At 54.2% G+C, this 26660-nt stretch carries 20 protein-coding genes; 12 read left to right on the top strand and 8 right to left on the bottom strand.

Going from position 1 to position 26660, the window contains the following annotated elements:
- Window positions 1-127: 127 nt before the first annotated feature.
- Window positions 128-1879: a toll/interleukin-1 receptor domain-containing protein gene (locus tag ABIB66_RS30145; RefSeq protein WP_354256724.1), complete on the top strand. Its 1752-nt coding sequence runs from the start codon at window positions 128-130 to the stop codon at window positions 1877-1879.
- Window positions 1880-1903: 24 nt separating this feature from the next.
- Window positions 1904-2278: a Pepco domain-containing protein gene (locus tag ABIB66_RS30140; protein ID WP_354256721.1), complete on the top strand. Its 375-nt coding sequence runs from the start codon at window positions 1904-1906 to the stop codon at window positions 2276-2278.
- Between the two features lie 405 nt (window positions 2279-2683).
- On the opposite strand, the gene ABIB66_RS30135 is transcribed toward ABIB66_RS30140, so the two are convergent.
- Complete coding sequence (locus tag ABIB66_RS30135; RefSeq protein WP_354256718.1) at window positions 2684-3358, bottom strand: phage exclusion protein Lit family protein; 675 nt, start codon at window positions 3356-3358, stop codon at window positions 2684-2686.
- A 624-nt stretch (window positions 3359-3982) separates the two neighbouring features.
- On the bottom strand, window positions 3983-4720 hold the full coding sequence (locus tag ABIB66_RS30130; RefSeq protein WP_354256715.1) for a metallophosphoesterase family protein: 738 nt from the start codon (window positions 4718-4720) through the stop codon (window positions 3983-3985).
- Window positions 4721-4869: 149 nt separating this feature from the next.
- On the opposite strand from ABIB66_RS30130, the gene ABIB66_RS30125 reads away from it, so the two are divergent.
- The 5 genes from ABIB66_RS30125 (at window position 4870) to ABIB66_RS30105 (ending at window position 11044) form a co-directional block, all read left to right on the top strand.
- Window positions 4870-6123: an MBL fold metallo-hydrolase gene (locus ABIB66_RS30125; protein ID WP_354256712.1), complete on the top strand. Its 1254-nt coding sequence runs from the start codon at window positions 4870-4872 to the stop codon at window positions 6121-6123.
- On the top strand, window positions 6113-7105 hold the full coding sequence (locus ABIB66_RS30120) for a hypothetical protein (RefSeq protein ID WP_354256709.1): 993 nt from the start codon (window positions 6113-6115) through the stop codon (window positions 7103-7105). The genes ABIB66_RS30125 and ABIB66_RS30120 overlap by 11 nt, the downstream gene beginning before the upstream one ends.
- 4 nt (window positions 7106-7109) lie before the next feature.
- Window positions 7110-8126, top strand: a complete 1017-nt coding sequence (locus ABIB66_RS30115; protein WP_354256706.1) for a hypothetical protein — start codon at window positions 7110-7112, stop codon at window positions 8124-8126.
- A 641-nt stretch (window positions 8127-8767) separates the two neighbouring features.
- On the top strand, window positions 8768-9877 hold the full coding sequence (locus tag ABIB66_RS30110; protein ID WP_354256703.1) for a COG3904 family protein: 1110 nt from the start codon (window positions 8768-8770) through the stop codon (window positions 9875-9877).
- Window positions 9878-10015: 138 nt separating this feature from the next.
- A complete protein-coding gene (locus ABIB66_RS30105; protein WP_354256700.1) occupies window positions 10016-11044 on the top strand; it encodes a hypothetical protein in 1029 nt (342 codons plus the stop codon).
- Window positions 11045-11606: 562 nt separating this feature from the next.
- On the opposite strand, the gene ABIB66_RS30100 is transcribed toward ABIB66_RS30105, so the two are convergent.
- From ABIB66_RS30100 to ABIB66_RS30075, 6 genes are all read right to left on the bottom strand, one after another.
- A complete protein-coding gene (locus tag ABIB66_RS30100) occupies window positions 11607-12287 on the bottom strand; it encodes a hypothetical protein (protein WP_354256697.1) in 681 nt (226 codons plus the stop codon).
- 48 nt (window positions 12288-12335) lie between these two features.
- The gene (locus ABIB66_RS30095; RefSeq protein WP_354256694.1) at window positions 12336-13370 is read right to left on the bottom strand and encodes an agmatine deiminase family protein; all 1035 of its coding nucleotides are present in this window, start codon (window positions 13368-13370) and stop codon (window positions 12336-12338) included.
- Between the two features lie 31 nt (window positions 13371-13401).
- Window positions 13402-14334 carry a hypothetical protein gene (locus ABIB66_RS30090; RefSeq protein ID WP_354256691.1) on the bottom strand — a complete coding sequence of 311 codons (933 nt, stop codon included), beginning with the start codon at window positions 14332-14334 and terminating at the stop codon, window positions 13402-13404.
- Between the two features lie 117 nt (window positions 14335-14451).
- A complete protein-coding gene (locus tag ABIB66_RS30085) occupies window positions 14452-15819 on the bottom strand; it encodes a DUF2779 domain-containing protein (protein ID WP_354256688.1) in 1368 nt (455 codons plus the stop codon).
- A 395-nt stretch (window positions 15820-16214) separates the two neighbouring features.
- A complete protein-coding gene (locus ABIB66_RS30080) occupies window positions 16215-16844 on the bottom strand; it encodes a hypothetical protein (protein WP_354256685.1) in 630 nt (209 codons plus the stop codon).
- Window positions 16845-17412: 568 nt separating this feature from the next.
- A complete protein-coding gene (locus tag ABIB66_RS30075; protein WP_354256682.1) occupies window positions 17413-17646 on the bottom strand; it encodes a hypothetical protein in 234 nt (77 codons plus the stop codon).
- 1195 nt (window positions 17647-18841) lie between these two features.
- On the opposite strand from ABIB66_RS30075, the gene ABIB66_RS30070 reads away from it, so the two are divergent.
- The 5 genes from ABIB66_RS30070 (at window position 18842) to ABIB66_RS30055 (ending at window position 26562) form a co-directional block, all read left to right on the top strand.
- Window positions 18842-19348, top strand: coding sequence for a hypothetical protein (locus tag ABIB66_RS30070; RefSeq protein ID WP_354256679.1), 507 nt, complete (start codon window positions 18842-18844; stop codon window positions 19346-19348).
- 9 nt (window positions 19349-19357) lie between these two features.
- Window positions 19358-19561 (top strand): DUF6894 family protein, encoded by a 204-nt coding sequence (locus ABIB66_RS43675; protein WP_502918338.1) that lies wholly within the window; start codon window positions 19358-19360, stop codon window positions 19559-19561.
- 2907 nt (window positions 19562-22468) lie between these two features.
- Window positions 22469-23464 (top strand): type 1 periplasmic-binding domain-containing protein, encoded by a 996-nt coding sequence (locus tag ABIB66_RS30065; RefSeq protein WP_354256676.1) that lies wholly within the window; start codon window positions 22469-22471, stop codon window positions 23462-23464.
- A gap of 248 nt (window positions 23465-23712) precedes the next feature.
- Window positions 23713-23940 carry a hypothetical protein gene (locus ABIB66_RS30060; RefSeq protein ID WP_354256673.1) on the top strand — a complete coding sequence of 76 codons (228 nt, stop codon included), beginning with the start codon at window positions 23713-23715 and terminating at the stop codon, window positions 23938-23940.
- Between the two features lie 123 nt (window positions 23941-24063).
- The gene (locus ABIB66_RS30055) at window positions 24064-26562 is read left to right on the top strand and encodes a B12-binding domain-containing radical SAM protein (protein WP_354256670.1); all 2499 of its coding nucleotides are present in this window, start codon (window positions 24064-24066) and stop codon (window positions 26560-26562) included.
- Window positions 26563-26660: the final 98 nt, after the last annotated feature.

Genomic DNA, 26660 nt, shown 5'->3' with positions numbered 1-26660 from the left:
TTGTCTCAACTTCGTGTTTGCGAAGGGGCAGGGCAAGCGCACCATGGCCGATAATACTGCTTGTGGATACGTTGCGGCTATGTGAGTCTGAAATTGGCCGGATGTGATTTCAGCGGCAATAAAAATTATGACGAGAATTTTTGTCAGTTACCGGGGGAAGGACTCGGAGTCCGAGACGAAGCTACTCTTGGAGAGACTTCGTGCATCTCTTCCCAGTTCCCTAGAGTTATTTGTTGATGGTCCACCGCGGCCCGGTGAGGACTTTTCTCGCGAAACCGAACGAAGGATCATTAACGCAGACGCCCTAATGGTGATCATAGGCCCCACTTGGCTTTCGGCGGATCGTGAGAGCGTGAGCGGTCCAGACAATGTTGTGCGGCCGGAGATTGAGCTGGCGCTGCAGCGCAACATACCAATCATACCCGTGCTCGTCGCTGACGCGGACATGCCTGATCGTGGTAACTTGCCTCCGTCGCTAAAGGATTTGGTATTCTTCGACGCCGTCAGGTTCAGATTGCAGAACGTCGAAGGTGACACGCGGAGTCTCATAAGCGCGTTAGAATCTGCGACTGCTTCACTGGATGCTACAAGCGGTACGGTGGCGCAAGGTACGGTCGCAATAGAACCATCCTCGTATATAGAGGTGGCCATGAGAGCAGCAAAATTTGGCCTTTATGGGCTATTTGCGATCTCGCTTATCGTTGGAAGTCTTGCTGTCTTACCCAAGATTGCGGCAAACATTTTCTATATTGTTGAACTCGCGAAAGGTCCGCTTCGCGTCGGTCTTCAAGACGGAGGGCCGTTGAGTTTGCCTTTCGTTGCAGCTTGGGTAGTGGTCGCAGGTTCGGGAGCGATTGCGCTTTATGTGTTTCGGCAGAGGGGGATTGCTGCGTTATTCAGCTGGTTGGCAAAAAGCTATTACATAGGTCTGGGGCCAGGGTTAGGGTTTGTTGATCGCCCAATGAACGAAGCAATGATCCGAGAGGCCCTGCCTGCATCGTACCCGCCAGGTTCGACGATTTCGGACGAGCAAACACGCTTAACCATTGATGCCTCCGAGTCAGCGCAAGATCACTTTAGAAGAGCTGCTCAGTGGGCCTCGTATTTGAGCAAAGTCGTTCGAGATGATTCTCGATTTCGGGATTTTTGCGACAACGAAATAACGACCATCGGATTTGTTTCATTTGGGGAGCAGACCCTACGGCTCGCCATTATCTACTATCTTCCTCCACTTCGCGCCTTCGCGGCGGTCGCTAGGCGAAAGTTGCCTCACTCCATTGAAGTGGATGGCTGGTGTTTCCCGATTGTAATCAGGCCTTGGTTGCCGGTCCGGCATGGTTCAGCGCGTCCATCTGGCAACTGCTGGGTACGGTGTCGTAGAGATGGCTACAGCATGCTGACTGCTCGGCACGCCGTCCGTCCGAAGAAGGTAGGAAAGTCTGTTAAAATAAGCGTCAAGCGTGACCCCCGCCGCGGGCGTCTTCTGCGCGCCAGCGAGAAAATGGACGCGGCCGTGATTGCCTTGCCCATTGGCGCCTGGGGCGGCAAGAAGGTAGCACCTCCATCCTCCGTCATCGGTTTTAAGCCTATTCGGTTGCTTTCAAGCCAGGGAGCGAGAGACGGCCAAGTCATAGAAATTCCTGGCAGCACGATTTGGGCTCAGCAGGGGCAGGAACCACTCAATGGCAATCTGCTCTTCTTCAACCCATCCCTACAGCCAGGTGATTCAGGATGCCTTGTCCTTGATCGCGAGCACGAAAATACACCGCCGTATCTTATGTATCTCGGTAAAACCACCTTGAGTAATGGTCAGAGTTACGGGTACGGAGTTCTTCTCGAGCAAGTGAGGCGTATCTGGGATCTCGAGTTTTATAACTAATGCTCAACACAGCGGATGGCAGTCATGGCGGCAAAACAAAATAGAGTTGCGAAGCGGTCAAGGAGCGCTGACCGGATTGATTGGGACGATCCTCAAGTAATGCTGTTTGCGGGAGAGGAGGCACTTCCCGTGGGAGCGATTAGGCAAGATAGCCTTGCCCAAATTGCAGGGAGCCTATTTGGCAAGAAGACGGAGGATGTTGGCGCAGAATGGCAAAAAGTCATTAGTCAACTGAGCATCTTGATCAACACCAAGATGCCATCGATCAAAGAGTTTGATCTCGATGAAATAACGTTTCAACTAGGGTTCAGTGCCGAAGGCCATGTCGTCTTTATAGCCAAAGCTGGCATCAAGACAACGATCAGCGTAAAATTTAAACGTAAGCCTAAAGCAGGCTGAAATGTCTTCGCGGACGCTCTGGCCAGATTATTCGAGTGATTGAGGTGCTTTTCTCGACCGCAGTATAGTTAGAGGTCTAAAGGTTGGAGACTCAATCGTTATTCCGTTCGGAGCTGAGCTGCTTGTTCGACGTCGGTATCAAAGACCGAAGTGCCTGAGACATTGGTTGTCTTTCCGAATGTCAAATAGTGCTGCTCAAAGCGAGCAATCCGGCGTCGCGCGGATCGTCACCGCTGTTGTGGTTGAGCCGGTTTCTACCAGGCCGACGAGCGGGGTTGTTGCGAGTTCCAGGAGGACATCGGTGCGGTCGAGAACTCATGTGATGCCTCATGCATCCCGCAGCTTGAAAGCCTTGTGTCACAGTCCGGCTCGGGCGAATTGTAGGCCTGTCGGGTCAATTTCCTATCAGCTGAGGTGTTTCGGAGTTTCACGGGGCCTCCCGCCATGCTTGAGCGGCTCAATCTGCGCCTGCAAGGGGGGCCAAGTGGCCATGACCTCGTTGAAGTGATTTGCCATGCGAACATCCTTCATTTGATTGGCCAGAGCCCGATAATCCAACCTCCGATCCAGCGGGGAAAACTGTGCTACGATTCCTTGAGCTCTATCAGCAACCCTCGCCACGCCTTCAGCTAACGCGTTTGGATATCGGGTTTCTACCCAACGAGAGACTTGATTGATGATGTTGAAGACGCGGAGGCCATGCGGCGGATGGGTCTCTTGATCGAGGGTGTCCATATCGTGCAGACGGTAACTTGCCGCTGAAAAGAAGTGGAGAATACAAAAAAACATCAATTCTATCGCGATTTCTGGCGAAGAAAAACAGGCAATTGACTTGTTCTGCGGATCGGCGACCAAGTTCAACTGCCTGAGCGCCAAAAACGCAGCCGCCGTCCCATCTGCATCAAGCTCCAAGCACTGCTGCTGAAGCCTGGTCAGTTTATCGAACGCTTGGTCCCTAGATTCATTGATGGCTGCTTTATATCCTAGTGAGCTCAGAAGAGAGAGATGGCCGTTCATAAAATGCGCGAACTCATGAAGGGTTATAAACGAGAGGCTCAGTTCCATCAGACACCACAGCATGCGTCCTCTTGCCTCCCCAACTGAGGTGTTTGCCCAAGCGAGCTTGTTGTAGGGAAAATCGGGGTTGTCAGCGCAAGAGCGATATGCCCTGTCTAGTGTTGTGATTGTCCCCGAAGATATACCAATCACGTACTCGGCACGTCGGGGGAGGCGTGCCGCTGACGCATTCACACTCCGGCTATCAAAAACCTCGCAGAGTACTCGTTTGAATGGAACGCCGCCGACATAACAGCGTATCCCATGATCAATGGCCGCTTTGATAAACTGTAATGCCACTCGATCTTGCGCGCTTTGACCCGATCTGCCCATCGATTTGACCTCCGAGAAGTTGCTCGCGGGGGCCATCGTAGATTTAATCAATGGCCGTCAGCAAGTCTTTGGTCAGACGCTCCGGGGTGCTCCTACCGTTGCGTGCGCGCCCGAACCTCTCGTGGCACAGGCTATCGATGAATCCTTTCAGAGCCTACTTTTGCTCTTGGCTCAAAACCTTGCAGAACAATCGAGCACCCATTGGGATTTGCTCTACTGCAATCATAATGGTGAAAGTTATCAAGTTGGCCGCTGCGCTCGCAACTGTTTCCACAATAGCCAAATGGTGAGAAGTGTATCGAGTGCGAGACCTTTTCAGCGCACCTGGCTTTTGGGGCTTCGCGTTCTTGTGGGCTCGGATCGCAGCTCAAACTTCAAGCCGTCGCTGTTGACAAAGAACAGCGGGCCTGACTGGACCGAACTAAAAGCCGCTGCTGTGAGAGGTCCCCCGAAGCAGGCTCCCGTATCGAGATTGACGCGATTAGCTTGAACGTCGGGAGCACGCGTCGTCGTTGGGGTATGGCCGTGCACCACAAGAGCACCGTGCCAAAGCTTCGACGATAGGAACGGTTCACGTATCCACAACATGTCGTCTTTGGACTGGGCCTCCAAGGGAGCGCCTGGTCTTACTCCAGCATGAACGAAAAACCTGTGCTCGTCGCGAACTTGAAGAGGCAGCGCTCTCATCCACGCGAGGTGCTCCGCCGGGAGATCGGAGGGGTCGTCGATGCCGTAAGCATCCAGCGTTTCCTGCCCGCCGTTCGCCCACCATTGAATGAGGTCGGCATCGGAGCGGCTCCGATCCGCGGCGACGCAAAGCATATGGTCGTGATTACCCAGGAGGCAGCGAAATCGCGACGGGGCGCTGGCCTGTTCTCCCATCAGACAGGTAATCACTTCGTCGGAGGCAGGCCCTCTATCGACATAGTCGCCCAGGAAGAGGAAATCGTGCTCGATGTCGCCCGCGCCCTTTCGGCAGGCGTCGAGCAGAGACCTAAGCTCCTCGAAGCATCCGTGGATGTCTCCAATCGCGAAGGTTATCCGTTTGCTCATATTGACCGCCCATTGCAACCGTTCTAGTTGACACCAGAAGCGGTGCTTCGCTAGGCGGATATTTTTTGCAAATGTTCCATAATGTGTAAATTTCTCGGGCCCTCGATTGAATCTAGGGGGATTGGGATGACTGGGGGCGAGGTCGCGTAGTGAGATTGCGAATCCATCGGGGGACGCGGGAGATTGGTGGCACTTGTATCGAGCTGGAGAGCGAGGGAGCCCGAATCCTGCTCGATCTCGGTCTTCCGTTGAACGCCAGTGATCTTGCTTCCACGCCACTGCCCAGCGTCGTTGGGCTTTCCACGATCAGCGCCAGCCTTCTCGGTATCGTCCTGTCTCATGGTCATCGGGACCATTGGGGCCTGGTGCCGAAGGTCAACCCCGCGGTTCCGCTGATCATGGGGCAGGCGACCGAGAGCATCATCCGGGCGGCCGCCGACTTCGTTCCCGATGCCGTAGCCTTGAAGGCAAGTCATCACCTCGAGCATCGCAAGCCAATCCAGCTTGGCCCCTTCATCATCACGCCCCGCCTCGTGGACCATTCGGGCTTCGATGCCTACGCCATGGAAATTTCGTCCGGCGGCAAGCGCTTGTTCTATTCCGGCGATCTGCGCGCCCACGGCCGCAAGCGCAAGCTGTTCGACGCGCTGATCAGCGATCCGCCTCGCGATATCGACCTCATGTTGATGGAAGGATCGAGCCTCGGCCGTCTGGCCGACGACGCGACGTTTCCATCCGAAGAGGACCTCGAGGAGACGTTCGTCACGCGCTTCGAGCAGACCGAAGGCATCGCCCTGGTCGCTTGCTCAGCCCAGAACATCGACCGCGTGGTCACGATTTATCGCGCGGCAAAGCGTACGGGCCGCAGCGTTATCATCGATGCCTACGCCGCCGAGGTGCTGAAGGCAACGGGGCGCGACAGCATTCCCCATCCCGCGCCGGGGTGGTCGAATCTCGCAGTCTACATCCCGCAAAGACAGCGCGTTCAATTGAAAGCCAAGGGGATCGCGGCCCTTGTCGATGGTTATCGCGGCTTTCGGATTTGGCCCGAGCAGCTCGCCGGAAGCGCCCCGCGCTCGGTCATGCTGTTTCGGGGCTGGATGATGTCCGATCTTGATCGGGCCAACGCGCTCAAGGGCGCGAGAGTGTTCTGGTCGCAATGGGATGGCTATCTGGCCGACGGCCAGGCCGGAGCGGCTTTGCGGGCCGACTGCGACCGCCGCGGCATTCCGTTCGAAACGATCCATACCTCGGGACATGCTGGTCCATCCGACCTGAAGCGCCTTGCTGCGGCCGTGGCAGCGAGGCGCCTAATCCCGATACATACGTTTGAACGGCTTCGGTTTCCGGATCTCTTTAGCAACGTGGAATTGGCAAACGATGGCGAATGGATTGACGTCTGAACTGAACTTCCTCAAGCGCGGTCTGTCCGGCTCGCAAATCGCAGGTTTGAAGGGGCTTGCGGAGAGCCTGGACGACAATTGGTGGAAGGAGGTGCTGGAGAGCAACAAGCTGCTGCTTGCGGTTCGAAACGGATACCTGAACGCCTATGTCAAGGGCCAGAGCGTTTTCAAAATTGGCTTTGGGAAAGGCGGCAGCGGGGGCAGCGAGCCTCGCCTTGCGATCCACTACAAGTATTTGGTGAAGCCGGACCTTGAAAACAAGGATCCGTATGTGTCGTTCGATGGAAAGACGTTTCATCTCGAGCCGGACACCATCGTGAACAGGGAATTCGAGTCCAAGCTCACCTTGCCGCAACTGATCAGGACAGCTGCGCGATTTGCAGGCGCTGAGAAAAGCGGCGTGCACAAGATCGCCAGCAACGAGCCGAAGGTCATTGATCTCGAAATTGCCTTTACGAAGGCTGGAGAGAACGGCGATCTGTCTGCGCCGCGGATGGACATCGCCATATTGGTGCCGGGGGAAACGGGCGGAGCGGAGCTGGTCTTCTGCGAAGCAAAATGCGCAGATAATCCGGAATTGTGGAATCGGGAAAAGGCTCCCAAGGGAGCAAAGGCCCCCGCGACTCCCCTGCATTCCACGGCCGTGATCGGTCAAATCAAAAAGTACGAGCAGTTCATTCGAGCCGAGGAGACCCAGCAAAGCTTGATTGATGGGTATGTCAGCGTCTGCAAGAATCTGGTGGAGATCGGCAGGCAAAGCTCGGCCAGGCAAGTCGATGACCTCGTCAGGAAGATTGCAGAGGGGCTGAATCTGTCGATTCACCCTCACGTCTATCTCCTGATCTACGATTTCGGCGAGGACGAGAAGAAAGGTCGGATTAAGAGAAAGCGGAAGGAGCTCGACGAAGCGGGACTCAGGACCATTGCCAAGGGCGATCCCGGCGACTTCCAGTTGGCGAATGACATAATGCGGGCGAGATGAAGGAATGGATTGGTTCGAGCGACTGACGGGGTTTCGCGAGAGCAACTACGCCGACACGCGAGCAAAGATTAAGGTGGAGGGGCGTGAGCTCCAGTCCCTCGTAAACGGGAGAAGCTATGGCATCGGCGAGCTTGAGCTGGTGTCGTTACAGTCGTTGCGTGAGCGGGCAGTTCCCCCCCCTGGTAGTCCGGCGGGACGGCTGAAATTGGCAGCCGTCAACGGCGACGTCCGACGCATGCACCGTCTGCCCGCGAACGCAGGTGCCCTGTTTCAGGTTGCCTCCCAATTCAATCTGCTGGAGATGACAGGTCCTGCGGTGACCCCTGAGCATGGGGTCACCCGCTATCAAAGCGACCCGACGCAGGGGCCAGCGTGCGCAATCGCTGCCGGAGCGGCGACAATCTACAGGAACTACTTCGCTCCAGTTGGCGATAGTTGCGGACAGACAGCAACGCGCCAGCTCGACGGACTGGCCGACGTTGGTGAAACCCTGGCCGCGCACCTGAATAGACCGGTCGAGGCTTTGTGGCAGATGACCAACGGCTACGCCCTGTGCACGGGCGTCGGACTTGACGCTATTGCAGAGCACCTCAAGGGGCTGACGTCAGACCAGCTCGACACGTTGCGCGGCAGGCTGCGCGTCGGTGTGCATAACGACGTGGAGGTCACTGACGCTGAGGGAACGCACCGCCCGCGCGTTTCCCAGGTGTTTTGCTCGGCGCTTCCGGTGGCTTACAGCGGCGTTCCGTCCGCACACTGGAAGCCCTTCGCGTCGCTTGTTCTGGAGGCTGCCTATGAGGCCACTTTGCTGGCTGCCGTCCTGAACAAGCAGCGGGGCATGTCGAACGTTGTTCTGCTCACACATCTTGGTGGGGGGGCCTTTGGCAACGAGGACGGGTGGATTGACGCCGCGGTCCGGCGAGCTCTGACGATAACGTCGCGTTTTGAACTTGATGTGAGAATTGTAAGTTACGGAGCGTCAACGCCAAAAACTCGGCAGTTGGTCGAGGATTTTAGTTGAAACTTGCTTCGTCGAATGCTCGCGAGTCTTGTTATTTTGACTACTGGTTTAAATGATTTTTGAGTTCTCCCAGATCGGCTTTCGCCCCTTCGCGACCCTTACCCGTCCTCCTAGTTGCCTTAGCTTTCTTCAATCCAATACCTCCTGCTGATGATGAAGGCGATTGTCACGACGAAAGAGCGGCGGCGAGGATCGAGGCATAGTGGTCTCAGCGCAAAAACCTTGGTGCACGGTTCCCTCGTGACTGGCCGGAACAAAAGCGCTTCGGATGGCCAGTGAGGTTGAAAGTATGAAGACCAGTTGATGGCTTACAGACCGCGACGTTGATCAGTAGGTGTTTTACATTCGACTTTGTGCGACTTGTCGCAAAACGGAAGCGCAGCTAGTGAGCTCTCGTTTCCTTGAGGGATTGAAAGCGGTTTTCAATGATCTTAGCGTTGCTACTGCTTACTTCCTGCGGCGGCGGTGAACGTCTTCGTTGGGTGAGCGCCACATAAGATCGTGCCTGTAGAAGACATCCCTTATCAATTAAGTCAGGTCCATGGCTCAACGGGCTTCGATATGCGAGAAGTCTTCTCAGGTGCGCCTAGGCAGCGTGTTGCGCCTGCCGCTTAAGCTTGGACCACGGAGCGAACTCCGGAATGACTAATGGTGAAGCCTTCAAGGCTACTTTGGTTGTGATATTTTCCATTGTCACGGCAGGTGCGTCTGCCGAGCCAATGACGTTTCAGCCTGGCGGGAATGACACGCGCTGCCGGGAGTGCGCATTCATAGAAGCGTCAGGGGAAATTGTCGATGATACGCCGCGCGTTTTTGAACGTTTCCTTGATTCCGCGCCCGATTACGCACCGAAGCGAGTTAGGCTGAACTCTCCTGGAGGTAGTCTGCAAGCTGGAATTAGATTAGGTGAGCTATTTCGGGCACGCGGCATCGCCACTGAGGTTGGCTCCGACAGAGTCGATCCTGAAGGACGGCCCGATTTTGGGGGGCGGGCGTCATTGAGAACTCCAGGGGTTTGCGCGTCAGCTTGTGCCTATGCATTCTTCGGTGGCGTTGAGCGCGTTCTAGATGAAGGCGCTAAGCTTGGAGTCCATCGTTTCTATAGCAAGAATGCCTTAGCGCAGCCTGCCGAGAAGATTTTCACTGGACGCGACCTTGACGATACGCAAAAAATTGCGGCTGCAATCGTTCTTTATCTTGTAAATATGGGCATCGATGCACGAGTGGTCGCGCTCGCTGCAACAGCCGGGCCCGATGAAGTATACTGGATTGACCTCGAAGTAGCTCGGGATCTTCGGGTGACATATGAGCCGCGAGCCTGGAAGCCTTGGCGACTTGAGCCCTATCATGGAGGCGCAATTGCCATGTCTGAAACGAATGATCGCACCAAGCGAATGGTCGCATCATGCACTCGCCGCCTCGGACCACAGGTGGTGCTAACCAACCTCGACACTTCATGGGACGTCGCCTATTGGTTTGCGCAATGTCGGACAAATATATTTGGCGGTGGCCATCCAGTTTTCGGCACTGAAGTTGCTCCTGCCCACGTTCAGGTAACCAAAAGGAAGGAAGGCGGCGCTTTTATACGATTTCGTCTCCCAACCACCACGCCAAGCCTAACGTCGTCTGCGTTATTCAGCGTCGGTTCGTCAGCCTATCCATCTGCATGTATGTCAGATCAGTACGAAGGAAGCAGAGCCAACTTCGAGCCTGTGGTTCGTTTGGCTTTAACCAACTGCTTTCAGGATTGAGGCTGTGCAACGAACACGCTCGCCTAGCCGGGCAAGCGCCCAGCGCCAGAGGAAGCTCTCCTATACAATTGCTGCGCTCACTCGGAACGCCAAAGACGCGGACCGCAGATGGAGCGAGCAGTCGCCGATGGGAGGCCGATGTGGACTTTCTTCACGACCAGTTCTACGTCGGTAGGTTCAATTTCCCTTGGCCGAACACCATATGGAATCAGGATCAAATACGAACTTCTACACGGCAGGCGAGGTTGCATGGGGCGGCTAGACATCGATTTCCGTGATCTTAGGCCGCAGTACGACATCGAAATCGCTGCAACGACCAGACACGATCTCAAAAAAGCGGGATGTCGAGAGGAGACTATCGCGAAAATGTTTCCGCACCGTTCCGTGATCACGGCACTCGTACCGCCGGAGAGCTGGTTCTGGACAGATCGGAGCTGGTTCGTCGGTTGGCCAAAGCAAGTTGTCGATGACATTTACGGCATAGCGGGCGGCTGCTTCGCCGACATGTCCGTAGAGGACCAGACCCATCTGCTCGGAGTTGAGATAGTTCAGTTGCGGGGGAAACGATCAGATAGGCATGGCCTGTGGCTCTCAGGTGGAGATCCAGTGACGGTCGAACAGTACGCGCTAGAGGCGCTCGAAAAAGAAGGCAGACGAGGCATCTTCTGCGAGAATCACGTTCCCAGCGCTCTCAGTCTAATGACTAAGAAACGGTACGAAGCATTGTTCAATCTGTGGCTCGGCTTTGACGACGACAAAAGGAGGCCCTACACGCCAAGTGCCGTTTACACCGAGCGAGCCGTGGTGGCACTGAGGGATGTTCTACGCGACCCGGAAGCGGCATATGAGAAGCACAGACTCTATTTTGAGAAGTTATGGGACAAGACGAGTCTGTCCGACGTGTTTGAGTATATATCAATTGTCAGCGAGGACTTCATAGAAACGCAATTCAGGCACCGGATGGATCGAAATCTCCTCGCTGTCTCCGGATCACCTGATCTCGCTCTTCGAGCCGAGCATCTTCAATTTCGCGAAGTGAAGGCCATGGACAGGATGTTGGGTAGTCAAGGGCTTTGGGTGAAGAACTTCGCGAGACCGTTATCTTTGGACTACGGGGTCGTACTGGTTCGTTCCTGCGTTGCGAGGCAGGTGAGCCGGACACTGTGAACACCGGCCCCCGCACCGAAGCTGCCAGTATGACAGGGTGTTTCAGTAAAATGGTTATCGTTCAAGGCACGCCAGGGCCAAACTTTTCGCGGCGCGCGGTTCGAGCGCGCCATCGCGTTTATAGGTTTGCCCGAAGAGTAGTGTCTGCCGCAACAAGTCGAGCTAATTCCCGGCCATCAGTTGCCTAACCATAAGGTTTTCACCAAAAGCCTATCCATCCAAAAGCATGCCAACGGCAAGCCTATCGCGCCGCGCGGCAAGGTCTGCTCGTCATGCCGCGCGGTGCACTTGCAGCTATCGTCGGTGGCCCAGTCCGATCCCCAGATGCAACGCTTTCCGGCGGAGGGCTCCGACGGAGCGCTTGGTGAGCTTTGATATTTTCACCACTGGCGTTCCTTTGAATGATCCTTGAGCTCTTTTAGATCGGCTTTCGTCCATTCGCGGCGCTTTTGGGTCTTCCTAGCGGCCTTAGCTTTCTTCAACTCAATAGCTCCTGTGGATTCCGAGGTTTGTTTGCTACGGTAAACAACGCTGGATGAGAGAAAAATCTCCGACCGAACACCTACTTATCGACTCGCGAAACCGAGAAGACTGATACGTTTTCTTCCGCCTGGGGACATGTGGCGATGTGTTGGACCGCAAAATCTGCGACGGATGAATCATAGCTCATGATTCTGGAAACGTGCTCGCCTTCCGCTCCAGTGAGGGAGTGCTTGATGTTCAGGTCGCTAGTTAATTCGGGCAGCGAGTCACGTTGCGCCAAATGAAAGACTATTTTGCGGCCAGCAGATATTAGAGAGCGAACTAATGCTGACTTAGATTCCCCCTGATGCTGGCAACTCGGGGAATGCGCGACCAACAGGAGACGCGTGTAGCTGGCATTCTTTGGAAGAGCTAGCTTGACGAAGTCCTTGATCAGCCTTTGGTCGTTTGCCCTCTTCAGATATTTGAACTCAAGAAGGACCTTCTCTCCTTCGTGTTCCGCGACAAGATCGATATTAACGTCTCCCGCCTTTGCGAGGCTGGTGCCCGATTCGTGCCATTCGCCTGTGAGGCACCATTCCGTCGATGTCGCGCGAGTCGCGAAATATTCTACAAGTGGGACGATGAGCAGCGCCTCGCTCAAGAGGCTTTCCTTAAAACCTGATTGGACTTTCGCTGCCAGCCATTCTGCAGACGCTGCTGCGAGTTCATTTCCCAAGTGGACAATCGTCGAGTGCTCCATAACCGAGCTCGGTTTCATCTTCGCGTCCGCCCTCATTTGACCCCTTTCCTTTCTGCAGTCGCTTCTTCAGTTGGGAGCCGGTTTCGGCATTTCCTTCGTTAGACAATGAACGCCACCCCCACCCGCAGCAATGTGATCGAGTCGCAGCATTCGAATCTCCCGTGTCGGGAATGCTTGTTGAAGGGATCGTTCGGCCGCTTGATCGCGCTCGGAGTCACCGAACCGCCCAGTAATGACCGCTCCATTTGCAACATATCCATTGAGATAGCAGGGGGCGAAAGTGCGCTGCGTAAAGCGCAGATATCTTTGGCGAGGCGGAAGGATGGTCTTCACGTGCAGTGGCCGATTCTGTTCATCTACGACTGTGTGAAGAAGATTGACATCTGATTCCCGGCACCGATTGGGTCGTTGCTCAGTCGGATCTATTCCTTCCACGAGAAGTTTGCCCGGGTTCGTGAAAAGCACGTACCCATCAGCATGGCCATTTGTAATAGCTTCGGTTGCATCCCCCTCTAGCCAAATAGTCCTACGAACCCCAAAATGCAAAAGGTTCTGTTCGATAGCGTCCATCCTCTGTCGGTCCGTTCGACCGAACGAAGGGTTTCGATTGGGACTGAGCAGACAGCTCTTCGTTGTCACGACCGTACCGCGGCCATCAGTGACCATCGAACCGGCCTCTGCAATGAATGATGCAGCCACCGTTGGGATACCCAGAGTGGATGCTAATAGGCCAGCTAACCGGTCGCCAGGTCGCGCGAGACGGAGAGGGGAGGAACCCCAACCATTGAAGTTCCAGTCGATTGCGATAGGAGCGCCGTCTCGCAGCGCAAACGTTGGCAAGATGTCTCGCATCCAAATGTCGTCAACGGGAGCCGGAATTATTTCGACATTGCTACCAAAGTTCTGGTGCCGCGCTTCGTCGATAAGGTCTGGCGGCACTAAAAGCCGAACTGGCTCGTATTCGGCAACCGTGCTGATGACCTCGCGAAGCTCTTGCTTCACGTTAGCTACGTCAGCTCCCCACTCTCGATGCACAGCCCAGGCCATAAAGCAAAAGGCGTGCGGCTCCCATTCGGCGGGCATCTTGATATCTAAACTCATTTCGCGGGTCTGCTTTAAGCGATCTGATCGGTCAGAGCACGATGCTTCCGTCGATAAGTAGCGCACCGTTCTCACCATATCCAATGTTCACAGAGAAGTTTCCAAGCGGACCTTGCGGTCGCAATGTACTTGCAAACAATTTCGGAGCCTCTGGTGTCCCGGCCAGGGTCCGAACAAGGTCAGTTGCTGAGAGGACGTGAATGAGGTCATGGACCAGCGTGGTCAGAACAGGGGCTCTGGCCTCGTAAGCCAGCTCCTCATGAAATCCGAGCAGAGCGTCGCTCGTCCAGAAGGAGAGATCGCAGCAAGCCAAGGTGTTCGCAATCCTCGAATTATCGAATGGGCCATCGCACAGCTCAAGCCGGTGGCTAGGGCCTCGCCCTACGAAATGCGCGAACCCGATGATAAGATCGTAGGAGTTGCGGAGATGTGGCAGAACGTCGGGCCAGTCGATTCGGCTGACACCACACGACTCGACATCGATTAGGGCCAGTCTGTGATAGCGGATGGGTCCTGTTGTTGCTGGGAGTACAGCTTTGGCTACAGGGCCAATTTCGCTGAAACCGTCGATGTGGAATGAGCACCTGCCGAGGAGAGGATCCAGGCCATACCATTCTGGAATGACTTCTAAAATGGATCTCACGCCTCTGGCGAGAGTTCTAGGCAAGAAAACGTCGTCCCAAATGATGACGCGCGCTACGGACGCTGGAAGCGTGCTGCTCTCAATCTCACTCACTCTAAACGTCCAGAAATCGATGGAAGGTGCGGTAAAGGCGTCGCCTGAAGAAGATCGCTTCCCATCCATCCGTGCAAAAATGCAGCCATGTAGCAACTCGTATTCATTGGCGACGATGGCCTCGCCCATCTCGGTATGCGAGCCCGACCAGCGCGTGAAAGGAATGACCGGAGAGAGCGAACATGTGCCTGCACCTGCGAGAAAATTGCGACGCGTAATAATGGTCAATGAAATCTCCAGGATGTCTGCGTGACACAATGGAGCGTTGGCGATTGTTGTCAAATAATTCTAATAAACGTCCGTTCTGGGCCATCAGCTGACTACGGAGATTCAACGTTGACTTCTTCAGGGAGCGGCCAGCCGTGCCAGGGCTTGGTGCACTTCGACCATGGCCAGCGTATCGCGCTTACAGTAGGCGAGAAGTGCGGCCCGCAATTGACCGACCTCGCCAGGGTCCGTGATTCGGCCCGATGCCAACAGCAAGAAAGCTGCTGACGCAGCACCGCCATCGGCGACGCCGTCAAGGTCGTCATAACTAAAGCCAGGACAAAGAGCCGGAGCAACGGATTTTATTGAGTTGCTGAATCGAAATTCGGGAAAGTAGACGGCGCTTCGCACAATTGGCAGCAAGTCTGCGAGTCGAGAGATCGCGGTGTTCAGGGCCGTGTTAAGATCAGGAAAGTCCGCAGCAAGTTCCTTTAACCTTGTTCGTTCATAGGCTGAATAAACGATGATCGGATCATCGGAACATGCAAGGGCGTCTATTAGCGTTTCAGCAAATTGGCGACGTGGATCGTTGGCGCCATCGGCAAGGAACTCCGTGTGGTTCAACACACCGTCGCCGTCAACAGTATGAAGTGACCATTGAAATGGAATGGTTTGATAGGGTCTTGTGCCTTCATAGAGAGGGATAGGCGGCATCATTGCTTCGAAGTCGAGATAGCTCGCCGGTGGCCCGAAAGCATCAAGCAGGCGTCCGAGTTCAGTTGCGACATAGGGCTGTCCACTCGCCGTGGCGTCCCGAATGATGTCCTGTTTCGGCGTCAGCGGAAAATCTGAAGGGATATCACTGATTGCCTCGATGCCTCGCGCTTTCAGTTCGCTCGCGCGCGTCTCCGACAGGCGTGGGAAATAGCCAATCCAATCCGCAGGTTTGTCCGCCGTGCAGTGGTCCCAGAACTCGCACGTGTAAGGAGACCCGCACTGGCTCCCTGGTTTGGCAGCCGGAAGGTCAATCCTGCTGAGGCAATCCCGCATGGCGGGAAGGCGGGCGGGCATATCGACCTCTCTCGCGGCGACAGCCTCACCGACATCCAGGCGCGTGAAAAACTCCGTCCAGCTCATGCCGCCTGGGCCGCGCACATAATCGGTATTCACGTGAAGCAGTTCAATCGAAAGGATCGCAATACCCGCGCCCCGAAGTACGTAGGTCTGAACGGCAACGTCGTCGAGGTAGTGGTCCTTCAAGCCGCTGCTACTCTTCACCTCGCGCAGTCCCCAAGCACCGTCCGCAAGGCGCTCCAGCACATCCACCCGAATGCGAATGTCCTCGTAATCGAATGCGGCCTCAAAGATAGCTGGCACAAAGGCGTCGTTCATTAGTTTAGCTGTTCGGGTGACGGCCTCCGCGTGTTGCCACGGCTCTTCGGCGATCCGTACGCCGCCGGGAAACAGCAGGTGAGCTTTCTGGCCGACCTCCTGCCCGATATCCATGGGAGAGCCTCGAGCGGGTTGCTCGTAAGGCAGCGGCTTGTGAACAAGCAACCATAGACGTCGTGGACATTGCAGGCCCGCAATGTAGCGCGACTTGGTAAGGTACTGGCTGGCCATTGATATTACCTAGGCTATCGAAGCCCCCAAGATGGGACATCCGCGCAGTTTCCACAACAAAGATTACCGCTCCCACATTTTGTGGTGCATCCAGTTCTCGCCCATAGTCAATACGACCGTTTTCGGCGAGCTCTCTTGGTCTGGACATAGGCCATCGAGGGCCACGGTCGAAGAATTAACGCTGCAAAACGGGGGCTAACGAATTCTCAATTCCATATCATGAATGGCGATCCAGACTTCCGATGCCGCTATTGGCATCAAATGATGGTTCGGCCCGATCAAACGGTTTGGTGAGCCAAGATTCCAACTAAACTGTCTTCCGCTCCGACGTGACGAAGTAAACGAGCAACAATGTCAACATGGTCGTCGAAAGTGAATCGGGTAGGTTCAACTTGTTCTCCATCAAATACATTCCAAACTATGCCTCCATCGGAAAACAGAGTCTTGTAACGCATAAACGGTTTGTCCCATTCGTCGGAAACTGGATTGAGCGCATCCGTGGAATCCCGAACTCCCGCGAGGTACCAGGCCAATGCCTCGGTAGAATCGGAGAATTTGCGCTTCTTAATTTCAGATTCCAAAACGCAAACAGGGACGGTGTGCTCAATATGAACGGTTTGTCCAAGCTTAGACCCGATCCTGGGATTCGTATCCATAAATGACTGAGTACGAAGGATGGCACCGGCGCACAGCCCACCGTTGAGCGCCTTATAGCCCAATTGATTGTGGAATTCGCGAAGCAGATCACGAATTGGAAATTTTGACCTTCGAGGTGATGGAGCTCCGCTCAATATCGAATGTATGCTCTCGATTTGATGGAACGTAGTCCAATCTCTGCGCTTGGCGATAGCCGTTCTCCAATGATTTAATAGTTGATCTCGCTCTTTTGCGGTTTGGTCGTTGGACAAGGTCTCACTCCAATGCCCGCGTGCAGTTTTGCCAAGTCGGTCTACGACTGACGGACTTCACCAGAAGATTATGAGTTCTAAAGCTCGCTCGGGTCGATATGAAATGCGCCGCGCGGCATACTCTTTCGTCCTGCCGCGCGTTGCATCAGCAGTTATCGTCGGTGGCCCAGTCCTATCCCCAGGTGCAACGCTTTCTGGCGGAGGGCTCCGACCGAGCGCTTGGTCAGGCTTGATATCTTGACCACTGGCGTTCGCGCCTTCGAATGAGCCTTGAGTTCTCTTAGATCGGCTTTCGTCCATTCACGGCGCTTGCCGATCTTCCTAGCGGCCTTAGTCTTCTTCAAGTCAATCGCTCCTGGTTATAATGAAGGCCGATTGTTACCACGAAAACGCGCAGCGGAAAGAACAGAGACTAACAATGATCGACGTGATGATGGTCTCGACCCGCTAAAATCCGACTTCATAGCCTGCTCGAGCCAACGAAATTGCATCCTAGCTGAGCCCGCTCTCTGGTTTGACCAGGTCCCGATGACTGTAAACATAATGGTGAAAAGTTATCGAGTGCAGTCTATTCGGCAGTCGCGGCTCGTAAGTCATGCAAGACTGCAAGCGTCAAATCGCTCACGCTCCCCTTGTTGCTTTTGACCATTTCCATATAGACGGCCAGCGCATCGGGAAATTGCCCGGGCAATAGAGCGTCTCTCTCTTCAAGGCAATTGATAAGCACCTGAAATGCGGCGACCATTGCGGCACCGTAGGCGGCGATGACCTCTCCTTCGGGCGTTAATTTTGCATTGGGCATTTTGACCCTCCAGGCATCGCTAGGAAACGTAGTCGGTCAGTAAGCTAATCTGTCGCACTGCCCGGCTCGCAGGCAAATCTAGGCTAACTCAATCCGCCCAACTGCCGGAACGCCGGTGCGTGCCTATTGCTCGCGCCAACGTCGTTCCGAGTAGCGGACGTGGTTATGGTTGGACCGGGTCATAACGTGGGGAGCATCCCTGGGGCGGTGAGCGTGTCGAACGGCGGCTAGCAGCGGTGCTTGCGGCCGAGCGAATTGCTTTGGCCAAGAAATTGCGTCCGCGTTAGGCTTGGGCGCGGCAATACTTCACTTTATCATCGATAAGGGCAAGTCGAACACGGTTACCCTAATGGCTCTCGTCATTCAACGTGGACAACAAGAGTTCCTGACGCCACACCGGGAATGTTCTCCGCGGTAATCGAATATGAAAATTCGATATCATGCGGTGTATCATAGTCAAAGCAGGCAAACAGAGAGTTTACTCTGATTGACTTTCCTTGCCTTAAATCGTAATTCGCACTTTCAAACTTCCAAAGTCCGGCACTCTCTGACTCAGCCCCTCGAACAGATAGACATTGTCCCTCGACCGGTCGGTGTGACTACGCGCAATCGTCGGCATGTCATACCAATTATATCGTTCAAGCCTTCTTAGGATCTCTAGATTTGGTGCGGTCGTGATCGTACCAAGAAGGTCATTCAATGTGGGGATTTCACTCAGAGGTCTCGAAGCGAAGGCTCCGTCACCGCTTCTGCGGGAGCGTATGTTGAAGATCGTGTGCAAGTGGAGAATGGGTAGAGACTACGACCGAGAATGGAGAAGTGGTGTCAGGACGCCGTCACTGCATCCGGGCACCCGACTTTTGCGTTGGCGACGATTTCAATTGTTGCTGCCGCGACCATAGTTCTTCTTGTGCACGCGATATTCGGTTAAGCTGGCCGATGTACTGACCTGCCATCATCGCAGTAACGCGCGTCATCCGGTTCAGCGCCATTTTCGGGGTTGCCGCTGGCAAGTTTCAATGCGGCTTTTTGTCTCTTCGGGGTTTCTGTTTTCGCTGGCTGAAAGCATGGTTGTTACAAGAGATTAATCCACCAGCCAGCCTGGCGTAATACGTCGGAGCATATCTCCAGCAAACGTTCGAACCCGCAACTCGTTCAGCACGTGGTTCTCTGGAGATTCTATCTGAGCCAAAGTTTGAAACCCGTAATATTCACGCTCGCGGCCGTTTACTTCTTGGTAGACGCAATCTTTATGACTGTTGCTAGACCTTTGGCCAACTGGATTGGCGAGTACAGGATATTCCGAAGCGTTCGCGTCTGGATAGGTTCGCTGCGCCCTTATCCCGCTCTAGCCTTGCTTGCTGTGCCCGTGATCGTTCTTGAACCGGTTAAGCCGGTTGCCGCATATTTGGCTGGGACGGGCCACATCACGACGGGCATGATTGTCTTGGTCGTAGGCGAAAGTCTCAAGCTTGTGCTTGTTGAACGCCTCTTTTGCGTGAGCCGCGACAAGCTCATGTCGATACCCGCATTTGCTTGCACATATGGAAAATATTGGCAGGCCAAGGACTGGCTGGAATCTCTTGAAGCGTGGCAGATCACGCGGCGCTGGATGCGTCTCGCCCAATGTGTCGTCCGCCGTTACGTTCAGAGAATGAAAGCGAGCCACAAGCTAGAACGCCTGCCCGTACAACTCCGCTGACGCGCCCCCATGCGATACTTTTTCCACATCTTGGACGGCCTGAAAGTCTTTCCAGACGAAGTTGGAAAACGCCTTTCGATTCCAGAAGAAGCTATACGTCAGGCCATATTCCTTGCTGCCGAATTGGGTAAGGCAGGCGAGTTCTGCCGGTCGAATCTTATATTAGTGGTAGACGAGAACGGACAACGTATCTTTGAGTGCCAGGCTTCATAGAGACGCTGGGCGCGCCATCGGTGATTGCTAATTTAGTTTGATGTGTTAGAAGCGCCTTCCCCAAAAATTGGAGCAACGATGGCTAAGGCTAAAAGATTGTACGACGTGAATGGACGAAGGATGACGTGAAGACCCTAAAGTCGATGGCACGGAAGACGCCTATTACAAAGATTGCGAAGGTGTTGAAACGAACGCCTGCCGCTACGCAAGTCAAAGCGTCGACCCTTGGCGTTTCTTTAGATACGCGCGGCTAGAAAACGGGCATTCGTGCTAAACCAGTGGCTCGCTTCGGCGGGCCGCTTTTTTTTACGAACTAGGCAGCAACCCATGCACGTCACTTGCAGCCAACATCAGAATATTCCGCGCGCGCTTAACGCGCCTGGTCAAAAAAGTCTGGCCACGACGATGTTGGAGAAAGCTATGTCGCTTCGTGAATTCACCATAAAGCCCCCGAAGCCGAAAAAATCCGCTGTTTAGACCCGACAACAGCAGCAACGAAACATACAGCGGATTGATGTTGCACCGTCCACGGCTATGCGCTGGTTGTCGGTGGCCATTCTAAAACACATACGAGTCGAGGCAGCGAAGAAAAGCGGCGGCAGACTTGCTCGTGTCAGCTATTACTCCGGTCTCGTTGACAACTCGCGCTCCGAACTTGGCTCAGTTCACCACCTCATCTGACGGAGTGAAACCCCGTGGAAGATTGTCAGGAGAAAATCGAGCAGATATCCTTACGCGGTCATCTGCGAGGGGGCTTCTGCGCCTACGGAGACGCTTCTCCCGCGATTGGAGGAGGAATGTTCCTCATTCCGATTTTTCAGGAGATGCCACAGAAGCCAAATCTCGAGCAGCCCATATCTCCTGCAGGGTATGTAGCTAAAAACCTGACTGCGGCGAAAAATCTCAGAAACAGAGGGGCGATTCTATTCCGGTTTTAGTTGCGATATCTCGCCCGCTGCACTCGCACATATCGCCGTCGACAGGTCGGCAGCGCTTGTTTAAACGACGCGGCAGGTGTACGACAATCATACGGCTTTGCCAAATGGAAGGCAGCCTCGGTCATGACTCCCAATCAATCCAAGAAATTAAAGATAGGGCAACGCGTCGCCTGGCACGACAGCGCGACTGATCAAGGCACAGTCACAGCTAGCGATTGGTCTGGCGTGCGGATTGCCTGGGATAATGGGAAAGACCAATTCTTTCACCACAACAACATGACCGAAATCGAAGTGGCTAGAGCTAATTTGCAATAACTGTCGAAATCATCAAGCTTGCAAGCACGATTTGCCGGAGCAGATCAGATTGAAACTTTAGCCATATGGTGAGAAGTGTATCGAGTGCGAGACCTGGCTTTTAGGGCTTCGCATTCTTGTGGGCTCGGATCGCAGCTCAAACTTCAAGCCGTCGCTGTTGACAAAGAACAGCGGACCAGGCTGGGCCGAACCAAAGGCCGCTGCCGTGAGAGGTCCTCCGAAGCAGGCTCGCGTATCGAGGTTGACGCGATTGGCTTGAACGTCGGGAGCACGCGTTGCCGTATGGCCGCGAACTTGAAGAGGCAGCGCTCTCATCCACGCGAGGTGCTCCGCCGGGAGATCGGAGGGGTCATCTATGCCGTAAGCATCCAGCGTCTCTTCGCCGCCGTTCGCCCACCACTGAATGAGGTCGGCATCGGAACGGTTCCGGTCCGCGGTGAGGCCAAGCATATGGTCGTGATTCCCCAGGAGGCAGCGGAATCTCGACGGGGCCCTGGCCTGTTCTCGCATCAGGCAGGTAATCACTTTGTCGGAGGCGGGCCCGCGCAAAAACGGAGTGGGGATGCCATTTCCCTGGCGGCCACATGACTGCTTTGGGCATAGCGCTGATTGTCCTTACGCTCGCGCCTGTGTGTGCCGGGGCCTTGCTCTGATCTTCCAGGCTGCGGACATACGCCAGCTATCGTTCTGAGATTCATTTAGCCCTTCCTCAAGCGCACAATCTCTAGTAAAAGAAGTGAAGAATTGTCACCGCAACCGCACCGAAATTTTATTCTTCGCCATTGGACGACCTGCCGAGCCAAAGCAACTTTTCTGAGTCTCTGCCTAGAGGACGAACATGGGCGGACAACCTGTTCTTCCGTCAACGAATGTATCGGCCTCGCCTGAGCCTTCGGCCGATCATCAGACGAAGCCTTCAGAAGCTCCCGGAAAGAGCCCATCAACTGAGGGGGCAAAGCCGTCGGGCCTTTCTGTCAAGCCGAGCGATTATATTTCGCTGACTGCTCTGCTTATTTCGCTATCTACAGCGGTCTACAACGCTTGGGGATGGGTCCAAGGTCCCAGGGTATCATTCTATCCCCCGGAGTTGGTCTCCTTCCATTGTACGGCGGTTGAGGGGCCGGACGAAAAGCCCAAGTGCAAGGCCGACTCAAATGTCTTCGTCGCGGGCTCGTCCATGACTTATTTAAATTCTGGACGACCGGAATACGGTGCTGTTCTTCTGGAAGAACGTGCTGCGCTGGCGTTTAGTCCACAGCAGCCAGTTACGCTTCACTGGCAGGAATTCGCGAACCTCACCAGCTTAAGCGCGTCCTCTAGTCAAGCGGCTGCAATCCAACTACCTGGGGCATCGTCCATTGCTCACGAGACCCGCTTCTTCCCAAGAGACGAGCCTTGCAAATCGCCCTGCAATCCCGCCAAAAACTTTATGAGGTGGACGGATTTTCTGGATCACGTCGTTACCAAAAAACAGGACGTCACTGTAACCTTTAGCGCCAAGTGGCGAGGAGGTGGTGAACCGGAAAGTCAGAGTAGAGCGTGCAGCGTCTTTGTTAGGGACGATGATCGGAAAAAATGGGCTACAGAGTTGGGCGAGCTTACGCGGCTGTCCAGTCTAACATGTCGATATCAGTGAACGAGAGGAGACGGTAAAATGTTGTCTCGCGCTCTAACCCTGTTGCTCGTGCTCATCTTTTCTGGAACTGCTCTGGCGGCGGACGCCAAGAAGATTGGAGTCTTGGTAGCGTTGCCACCGGGGGACACTGCCGCGGCCGCACAGTCGCAAAGCTTAATTGCCGAGCTTAATCAGGCAGGATTGGTCTCGATAACTAGAGAAGCCCATAGTCCGGCCGAAGCGCTGACTGAAACAAGAGCGCTCGTCGAAGCGGACCGAGTCGATGTTCTGATCATACGAGCCTCTTTTTTCTTGTGGCCGGGAGGCTTTTTGAACATCCCGACCAGCGTGCCGGTGGTCGTGTTCAATCTACCCCTTGATATACCGCAGGCGGTATACGTGGGTTATAATCCAGTAGAAGTTGGGAAGGCTCAGATTAGTTTTCTAGGAGCGCGGGGGTCGAAGCAACTCCTTCTTCTCGATGGAGGCAACATCACGTTCGTCAAAGAGCTGATATCCGCCGGGCAGTGGCAAGCTTTAAGCGCACTTCCAAATATGAAAGCTGCCGCCGATTGCGGAGGTTGCCCGAAGACCGGAGATTGTCCGAAGGGCAATTCGGCCAAAGCGTGCCCCTGTCCCAAGACTGGCGATTGCCAAAAGTCAGATATCACGGATCTTATCACGTCAGAAAAGATCGATGGTGTCGCAGTTTTAGAGCCGCGATTTTTGGCGCTCGTTCATGATCAAGGCTTGGCCAACAAGGGCGTGCGTTGGGTTGCACCGATACCAACGGTGGATTCCCTCGTAGAAGTCGCTGGGAACAAGCAGGCTTTTGCTATCGACCCCCAACCCATCGTTCCAAAGGTTGTTGAAGTGACAGCAAATCTGTCAGCGAAGACGTCGCCGAAGGACATTGCTGGTATTTCGAAGATAAGTACTAACGGTGGGGATAGGTACGCTGTATTTCTTCCACTAAAGCTTGTGACCGATCAAAATGCGGCAAAGGCCATTTTGAATACCCTTCAAGCCCGCTAGACGGTGAACTGCTTACTGTCGCGCGACTGGAAGGAAAGAATTACGACGTAATAAAACGTTCGAGACGGTTAAAGGCTGTCCGGTCTATGCGAATTGTGTTGCAAAACACAGCGAGTCCACGCTCCAGGCGAGACTGTTCTAACGCCTCAATTTCCGAATTTTTAGTGAGAGCGGACGCAGAAATAGTTGACGGGTTTAAATTGCGGTGGGAAGCTACCTGTGCGCGCAATATCACGAGGAGGATAATCATGGCGAAGGCTGCAAAAAAGAAAAGTGCCAAGGGTAGAAAGAAGGCTCCCGCAAAAAAGAAGATGTCGGCAAAAAGGAAGGCGTCTTCAAAAAAAGCCGCGGTCAAGCTCAACCTAACTCATGGGCAAAAGCGACAGATAAAGAAAAAGACCGGCAAGAGCGTGAAGGCTTTGTCTCTTACGGAAGTCGATCTGAAGAGAAACATGCATATCGTCCCCTATGACTAGTAGGTGAGTGCCTGGTTGAGAGGCGCTCCTCATAAATCTCTCAACCAGTATCTCACTCTAAGCGCGAATTCATCCAAGGCTTTTAATTGCATCTATTGAGATGCTATCCGGAGCTGGCCGAAGATGACGTCAATAACATTCGTGTTTCCGCGTGTTCTAAAAGAGATTTATTACGAGGGTTGCGACTATCATCTCGGCGCTGGCTACATACGCGCATATCTCCATCAACACGGCATAGTGACAAAGCAGTATTTGGACGGAGGGCAGCTTCCGGTTCATGCGGTCGCGCAGGCGATTCTGTCGGGGATGCCGGAGTTCATCGGGTTCAGTTGTTACGATGCCAACTACTACTACATCAAGGTGCTCGCTGAGCATATCAAGGCAATAGATCCTGGTGTCACTATCATCTGTGGCGGCCCGACAGCGACGTTCTCCGGCGATCTAATATTGGCCGATTGTTCTGCAATAGATATCGTCGTTGAGGGGTATGGTGAGGAAGCGACGCTAGAATTGGTCCGCTGGAAACGCGGGCAGGCCAGCCTCGCAGAGATAGCCGGGATTCGAGTTCGATGTCATTCCGATGAACCTGCGCAAGCTGCCGGACGTAGAGTGGCTCCACTAAGGAAGCTCCCTCTTGCCCAATCAATCGCAAAGCAGGCTGCAAAATCGGGTTACATCGAGCCAAAGATCGGATTAGACGCGTACCCAGATCCCTATGTCCATGGATTCATTCCGCCTGACCGAGCAAGCGATATTGGTATTGTCACTTCGAGAGGATGCGCCTTTCCCTGTACTTTCTGTAACTTTGCAGCGATGTCAGGCCGGAAAGTGCTATTTCAGTCTCTCGAAAAGGTGTTTGAAGTATTCGAGTTCTTGGACGACTGTTTTGCAAAAAATCGCGGTGGCAAAACGCTCGTGACCATCAACGACGACAATTTCTCCATGCACGGTAAGCGGTTTCATGAGCTTTTGGAGAGAATGGCAGTCCGAAAATTCAAGCACTCCAAGTTTTGGGCGGAAATGCGGGTCGAGCCGCTGGAGAAACGCTCTTTTCGCCTAATGAAAGAGGCTGGTTTCCATGAGATAAACTTCGGCTTGGAGAGTGCAGTCCCGCACGTACTTGCAGCGGTGAAAAAGGTACGGTCGCAAGGCTGGCGCGAAGACGGCTATGAAAAGGAACGACAGTACGTAGAAAAAATCAGATGGGCGGTTAATCAGTTAAAATTGGTTGGCATCGGCTCGTGCGTAAGTGTGATCTTTGGGTCACCCGAGGAATCTTTAGAAGACGGGATCAAGACAATAGAATTCTTGCGCGAACTTCAACTTAGGACCTACGCGCACAACTACATCACGGTGCGTCTTGGAACCGAACTTGCCTCCAATTTCGAGCAGTTCGGGATCAAGCTCTCTAATGTACCGGGGCGATCCTTGCCGCTCATTACCACTCCTCCTTATGACGTGAGTGCTGTCCCGATACTTCGTCATGACGAAAGCCAACTTCCAATAAGAGGTATTTTACTCCAGGATGCGATTTTCCTGACCTCTGGGATGGGGCATTTCGTTGGCAGGCGGAGAAGGCCAAAGGATCACGGTCGTGGAGGTGCAGGGACGCTCGTCGAACAGGAGCAAGATGCGAGTCCAGTCTTCGGGATATTCGAGTCGGAAATGGAGCTTCCGGAGACCGTAGGGTGGCTCGCCGCTGAGAAGCCGATGGCGTCTCTGATCTGGCTTTTCAAGAACGTCCGCGGGAGCGATGTGACAAGTTTAGAGGAAGCGCTTGGACGAGCGAGGGTTCCCACACTCGAAGTTCACACGATTTCCCGCGTTGAACGTGGTCAACAGAACTCTTTTGCAGTGGGCGGATCAGTCGCCCGAGGCGATGTTAACGCGATTCGTTTCGATCAAATTGTTCTCAGTTCGGAGGTCGTAGAGGAAGGCTTTCCGCATGTTGCGCCCGAAGGACCAGCGATACAGTTCACGATAACGAACGATGCGGATCTGCAGGCAATCGCTCGAATTGCGCAACTCAAGCGCTGGCGCGTGCCATACTCGTACTTGTCGAGGGGAACCTCTGTTCGAGACGGATGCCGATGGTCAGGAAGGACATGTCCTGCATCAACAGGCGAAAGAGTGCTTATCCGGGGCCGACATGTCCATCCGTGCTTAGACGGAGGCGCAATCGGATCAGTTGGAACGCCGCTGGCTGATATTCGGGAGCATGCTAAATCGATGCTTGAGCAGGAAGCCAAACGAAGAGAATGCGTGAAGTGTTCCGCGCAGACGTATTGTTCTCAGTGCCTCTTCACGACGCCAATCCCTACAGATGCGTTTTGCGACGCTCAGCGAAGAAGCCGTGATTTTGGAGCGTTGGTAGACGGTCTTGCACTTGGGCGTTCTCTAATTGACGGGAATACTGATCCGCCACCAATCGACGACTTTATGATCAGCTCGCTATCGATGCTTGAGGGGGCTATCGAGGCGGAGCGCCAGACCATTCCGCTTGCTTCATGTCTTTTGCTGGGGGCGGAACACAGTGAATACGCTTATCTTCACTCGTCGCGGTTCAGCTTCTCCTCCAAACTCAATTGGGGGCAACGGCGCGCTATCGAGAGTCTGATTTGAGCCAGATGGTCGCAGAGCGAAGCTCGAAACGGCAACGAACGCTTCAAGTCGCGCCCGGTCTAGTAGTTCAATTTGGAGAAGGAAGAGCTTGGATTCGG

It is taken from the genome of Bradyrhizobium sp. F1.13.3 (assembly GCF_040548265.1).
Taxonomy (GTDB): domain Bacteria; phylum Pseudomonadota; class Alphaproteobacteria; order Rhizobiales; family Xanthobacteraceae; genus Bradyrhizobium.
Note: the sequence above shows the minus strand (reverse complement) of the source record. Positions and strands in the feature narration are given on the sequence as shown.

Excerpts from the sequence above, each read along its gene's own strand:
- ABIB66_RS30105 (WP_354256700.1), top strand. The coding sequence starts at position 10,016 with ATGTGGACTTTCTTCACGACCAGTTCTACGTCGGTAGGTTCAATTTCC.
- ABIB66_RS30140 (WP_354256721.1), top strand. The coding sequence starts at position 1,904 with ATGGCGGCAAAACAAAATAGAGTTGCGAAGCGGTCAAGGAGCGCTGAC.
- ABIB66_RS30135 (WP_354256718.1), bottom strand. The coding sequence starts at position 3,358 with ATGCTGTGGTGTCTGATGGAACTGAGCCTCTCGTTTATAACCCTTCAT.
- ABIB66_RS30100 (WP_354256697.1), bottom strand. The coding sequence starts at position 12,287 with ATGAAACCGAGCTCGGTTATGGAGCACTCGACGATTGTCCACTTGGGA.
- ABIB66_RS30130 (WP_354256715.1), bottom strand. The coding sequence starts at position 4,720 with ATGAGCAAACGGATAACCTTCGCGATTGGAGACATCCACGGATGCTTC.
- ABIB66_RS30145 (WP_354256724.1), top strand. The coding sequence starts at position 128 with ATGACGAGAATTTTTGTCAGTTACCGGGGGAAGGACTCGGAGTCCGAG.
- ABIB66_RS30055 (WP_354256670.1), top strand. The coding sequence starts at position 24,064 with ATGACGTCAATAACATTCGTGTTTCCGCGTGTTCTAAAAGAGATTTAT.
- ABIB66_RS43675 (WP_502918338.1), top strand. The coding sequence starts at position 19,358 with ATGCGATACTTTTTCCACATCTTGGACGGCCTGAAAGTCTTTCCAGAC.
- ABIB66_RS30110 (WP_354256703.1), top strand. The coding sequence starts at position 8,768 with ATGACTAATGGTGAAGCCTTCAAGGCTACTTTGGTTGTGATATTTTCC.
- ABIB66_RS30115 (WP_354256706.1), top strand. The coding sequence starts at position 7,110 with ATGGATTGGTTCGAGCGACTGACGGGGTTTCGCGAGAGCAACTACGCC.
- ABIB66_RS30075 (WP_354256682.1), bottom strand. The coding sequence starts at position 17,646 with ATGCCCAATGCAAAATTAACGCCCGAAGGAGAGGTCATCGCCGCCTAC.
- ABIB66_RS30060 (WP_354256673.1), top strand. The coding sequence starts at position 23,713 with ATGGCGAAGGCTGCAAAAAAGAAAAGTGCCAAGGGTAGAAAGAAGGCT.
- ABIB66_RS30095 (WP_354256694.1), bottom strand. The coding sequence starts at position 13,370 with ATGAGTTTAGATATCAAGATGCCCGCCGAATGGGAGCCGCACGCCTTT.
- ABIB66_RS30065 (WP_354256676.1), top strand. The coding sequence starts at position 22,469 with ATGTTGTCTCGCGCTCTAACCCTGTTGCTCGTGCTCATCTTTTCTGGA.
- ABIB66_RS30085 (WP_354256688.1), bottom strand. The coding sequence starts at position 15,819 with ATGGATATCGGGCAGGAGGTCGGCCAGAAAGCTCACCTGCTGTTTCCC.